Source organism: Desulfamplus magnetovallimortis (assembly GCF_900170035.1).
Taxonomy (GTDB): Bacteria; Desulfobacterota; Desulfobacteria; order Desulfobacterales; family Desulfobacteraceae; genus Desulfamplus; species Desulfamplus magnetovallimortis.
The window spans coordinates 125,472-128,855 of the sequence record NZ_LT828555.1 but is presented as its reverse complement, the minus strand read 5'-3'; the positions used below and the strand labels follow the sequence as shown (position 1 = coordinate 128,855).

General features: G+C 41.8%; 5 protein-coding genes. 1 reads left to right on the top strand and 4 read right to left on the bottom strand.

Annotated features, from left to right (window positions below):
• The 4 genes from MTBBW1_RS21340 to MTBBW1_RS21330 form a co-directional block, all read right to left on the bottom strand.
• The coding region (locus MTBBW1_RS21340; protein ID WP_186441607.1) for an IS110 family transposase at positions 1-606 on the bottom strand (606 nt) is incomplete at its 3' end.
• 560 nt (positions 607-1,166) lie between these two features.
• Entirely contained in the window at positions 1,167-2,300 is a 1,134-nt protein-coding gene (locus tag MTBBW1_RS21335; RefSeq protein ID WP_222424134.1) for an iron ABC transporter substrate-binding protein, read from the bottom strand.
• Positions 2,301-2,503: 203 nt separating this feature from the next.
• Complete coding sequence (locus tag MTBBW1_RS28630; protein ID WP_186441605.1) at positions 2,504-2,662, bottom strand: hypothetical protein; 159 nt, start codon at positions 2,660-2,662, stop codon at positions 2,504-2,506.
• A gap of 199 nt (positions 2,663-2,861) precedes the next feature.
• Positions 2,862-3,191 (bottom strand): thioredoxin family protein, encoded by a 330-nt coding sequence (locus tag MTBBW1_RS21330; protein ID WP_080806940.1) that lies wholly within the window; start codon positions 3,189-3,191, stop codon positions 2,862-2,864.
• Here MTBBW1_RS21330 and MTBBW1_RS29225 point away from each other — a divergent pair.
• A partial coding sequence (locus tag MTBBW1_RS29225; RefSeq protein WP_222424133.1) for a hypothetical protein occupies positions 3,184-3,384 on the top strand: 201 nt, incomplete at its 3' end. The two genes, MTBBW1_RS21330 and MTBBW1_RS29225, sit on opposite strands and share 8 nt — an antisense overlap.

Below are 3,384 nucleotides of genomic sequence, written 5' to 3'. Positions count from 1 at the left end.
GGATTTCAAACGACCACGGGCACATTCCACCAGCTCTTTGATTGGACGGCCATCAATCAAACCATCAATCATCTCTTGCGCAGAGATACCATTGATGTCGCTGACTACCCCTCCCAGGCGAATACCGGCATCATCAAGTATTTTATGAAGCCGATTCTTTTCCGCAGCCAACATATCTTTGACCTTCATTCTTTGACGACCTATCAGACGCAATTCGCGCAAGTCTTTGGGGGGAATGAAGCTTGGCTTCAAGAGACCGGCCCTGCCGAGAACAGCAAACCACTCGCTGTCCATTACATCTGTTTTTCGACCCGGAACATTCTTGACATGTCTCGCGTTTACGACATAGGTCTTGATTCCGGCTTTTTCAAGAACATCGTAAACACTTTTCCAGAAAATGCCGGTACTTTCCATTATCACCAACTCAACTTCGTGATTTATGAGCCAGCGGCAAAGCTGACGGCGGTGTTTCCTGAATGTACCGAATTCCCGGGTATCTTTTTGGAACGTACCATCTGCCTGCTCCACCAATACGGTTGCGACAATAATCATCTTATGGATGTCTAGCCCGGCACAACGTTTGACGATCGGTTCTAAATCCGACATAATACACATCCAAGCGAATTTCGGGTTGATCGTAAATTTTTGCAGGGGTAGGTCAAAATTTTGGAAAATCCATACACTTAAACAGTGCAGGCCATTTTACCGTATGTTCAATATACGCAACCAAATTGACTGAGGTGCGTATATGAAACAATCGGGGGTACGAACCAAAATTCCTGTTCAGTTTACTCATCAGGGTATAATAAGCCACTATAAAAAAACTCGAACAATGGGCCTACCCGAAGCAAAAACATATAGGGTATAGTAAGCATTATTTCATGTTTTTCATCCTCGGGGGTGACGGAATCGAGTCATGAGGGTTTACTCCGAAAAAGTCGAATCACCTAGCCCCCTCTCCATGACTGTAGAGGGGGAGTATAGACCACCCGACAGTTAAACCTTGAAAGAACAATGAGGCTTAACTGGGAAGAAATATTTGTCTATGCACTTAACTGGAGAGGAGAATAACACTCTAAAAAGGAAATAATGCCAAAATGGCACACTCAATTCATTTAAGAAACGGTGCAAGCTGCCCGATTCTCCCATAATCTTTTTTCATATCTTCATAAACCGGTTTTCCAACAAGAAAAGTGTATATCTCGTCTGCCTTTTTTTTCCACATCAAGATCTTTGAATTGATCAGGGTAAAGAATTTTTCCGATGGCATATGCATCGGAAAGAGCAGTTGCAATATTGGTACTGTAAAAATTAAAAGGTAGCAGGGTGTAAATCCTTTGGTTGCGGAATGCCTTCAATGCTCTGTAAAATTTCTTTTTTTTGTGAAAATCCTGGATAACAAGCTCAAGTCCTCCGCCATCAATGAAAATCACATCAGGGTCAAGGCCCAGAAGTATCTCCTTGTCTGCAAATATATGGGAACCGATTCGTGCCTCAATCCTTTCTGCCAGATTTATGGCATTACACCAATCCAGTGGAATATAGTTACTTTCCGTGCTTTCAATTCCGTGTGCCCCTCTGTACCCTATGCCGCCCACATAGACACCGGGCTTTTGATTATCCGGAATATCACCTGTACGATGCTGAAGATCTTTGCGAAGCGCTTCAATATATTCTATTATTTCATTTGCCCTTTTTTTCCTGTCCAGAACCTTTCCAGCAATCTCCATGGCTTTAAATACTGCCTTGTCAAATGTTCCCAACGCCCCGTAACTCAGAACAACAACAGGAATGGAAAGTGTTTTCTCTACTTCATCGGCAAGGCCGGCATCCATGTAAGTGATAAATATCAGGTCAGGATTAACGGCAAGAAGAGCTTCCATATCAGGCTTTTTATTGATACCGGCAGGTCCTACAGGGCCTATACGCGGCAGTTTTTCAAATTTTTGATGGGTTGCCAGCCAGTAGGGACGGCCCCCTGGATTCAGTTTTTCCATATCTTCCACACCGGCAACCTTTTCATGAGCCTCAAGATATACAATCAAACGAAGGGCACCAGGGCCGATACATGCTATTCTGGATGGTGTTGCCGGCAATGAGATATTGCGCCCAGCCATGTCCGTTATGCTTATACTCCCTTTTGGATATGAATGCCCAACAGAGTTTTCTTTTAAAACAGAAGATTTTGAAGCAACATACTCCTGCGCTATGGTCGGAGGATCAGCATAAAGAAGCAATATTGTAAAAAGTACCCATATAAAACCAAACAAGAAATATTTATCTTCCAGCAAATTTTTCATCTTTTTGCTCTCCAAGTTATAATTACTCAAAGTCGCCCCCTATGATCTTATAAGCCTTGTCAACACTGTCTGAATCAGGACTCCCAAGATTAACAGGATAAGGCAGGATTATCTATCTTGAACATCCTGGTTATCCTGATTCAGACAAATGCAATAAATGCCGAAAAAACCAGTAAGATGTCACTTTTGAGTACTTTACGAAATTATTTTACTCTATCCTGGTTCAAAAATTCTGAGGTCAATGTCAATGGGGTGTTGATCTGGTAACCTGATGACTGGAATCGACTTTCAGGTGATCCGGAAAAAATTCCCATTGGCGCAGGGTCCGCTTTTGATGCATATGAAAAATTTAAAAAGTTCATAACACCTCCTTATCATAACAAAAAAAGCCACGAAGGCACCTGTTCCCAAGCTGGGAAAGGTTAAGCCTTCGTGGCTTTTCTGGTATTTTAAAATCGGCATGGCTGCCGACATCATTTTTTTGTTATTAGGGACTTCTGCCGCCTGTTTTATAACTGAACTCTTACATTAGCGCTCTTTGCAAGTCAAGGCAATTTTGACTTAATGCTCACAGGAAATATCATCCAATGACTCTATTGCCTGATTCAATGAGTTTGAAAGTGTTGCCTCTGTCTGGATTCCCACAAATCTTTTGATCTCGCGACCATTTTTAAACAGAATCAATGTAGGGATGCTTTGTATCATATATTTTTCAGCCAGCTCTCTGTTCTTGTCGATATCCATTTCAATGATTGATGTATTGCCTTTAAATTTTTTAATAAGACCGTCTATGATGGGTTTTTGTGCCTTGCAGGGAGCACACCAAAGAGCGCTGAAATCCACAAGGCTGACCCCTTTTTCCACTTTTCTGTGAAATATGTCCATGTCCATTTTAATTCCCTCCATAAACGGTTCGGTGGGTGCAAATTATTTTCAGGGTGCTTGTTTTCAGGATGTTATTTTTAAGCATCAGAACAAAAATTGGTGGTGTCCCAAATATGTTGATGAGCTCTTCACAAACCTTGATTCCGCAGGGCTTTCACAAAAAGATATCAACACTTTTATGACACTACCCAAAAATTTT

Bases quoted from the DNA above. Each gene is read 5' to 3' on its own strand.
- MTBBW1_RS21335 (WP_222424134.1), bottom strand. From the start codon at position 2,300: ATGAAAAATTTGCTGGAAGATAAATATTTCTTGTTTGGTTTTATATGG.
- MTBBW1_RS28630 (WP_186441605.1), bottom strand. From the start codon at position 2,662: ATGAACTTTTTAAATTTTTCATATGCATCAAAAGCGGACCCTGCGCCA.
- MTBBW1_RS21330 (WP_080806940.1), bottom strand. From the start codon at position 3,191: ATGGACATGGACATATTTCACAGAAAAGTGGAAAAAGGGGTCAGCCTT.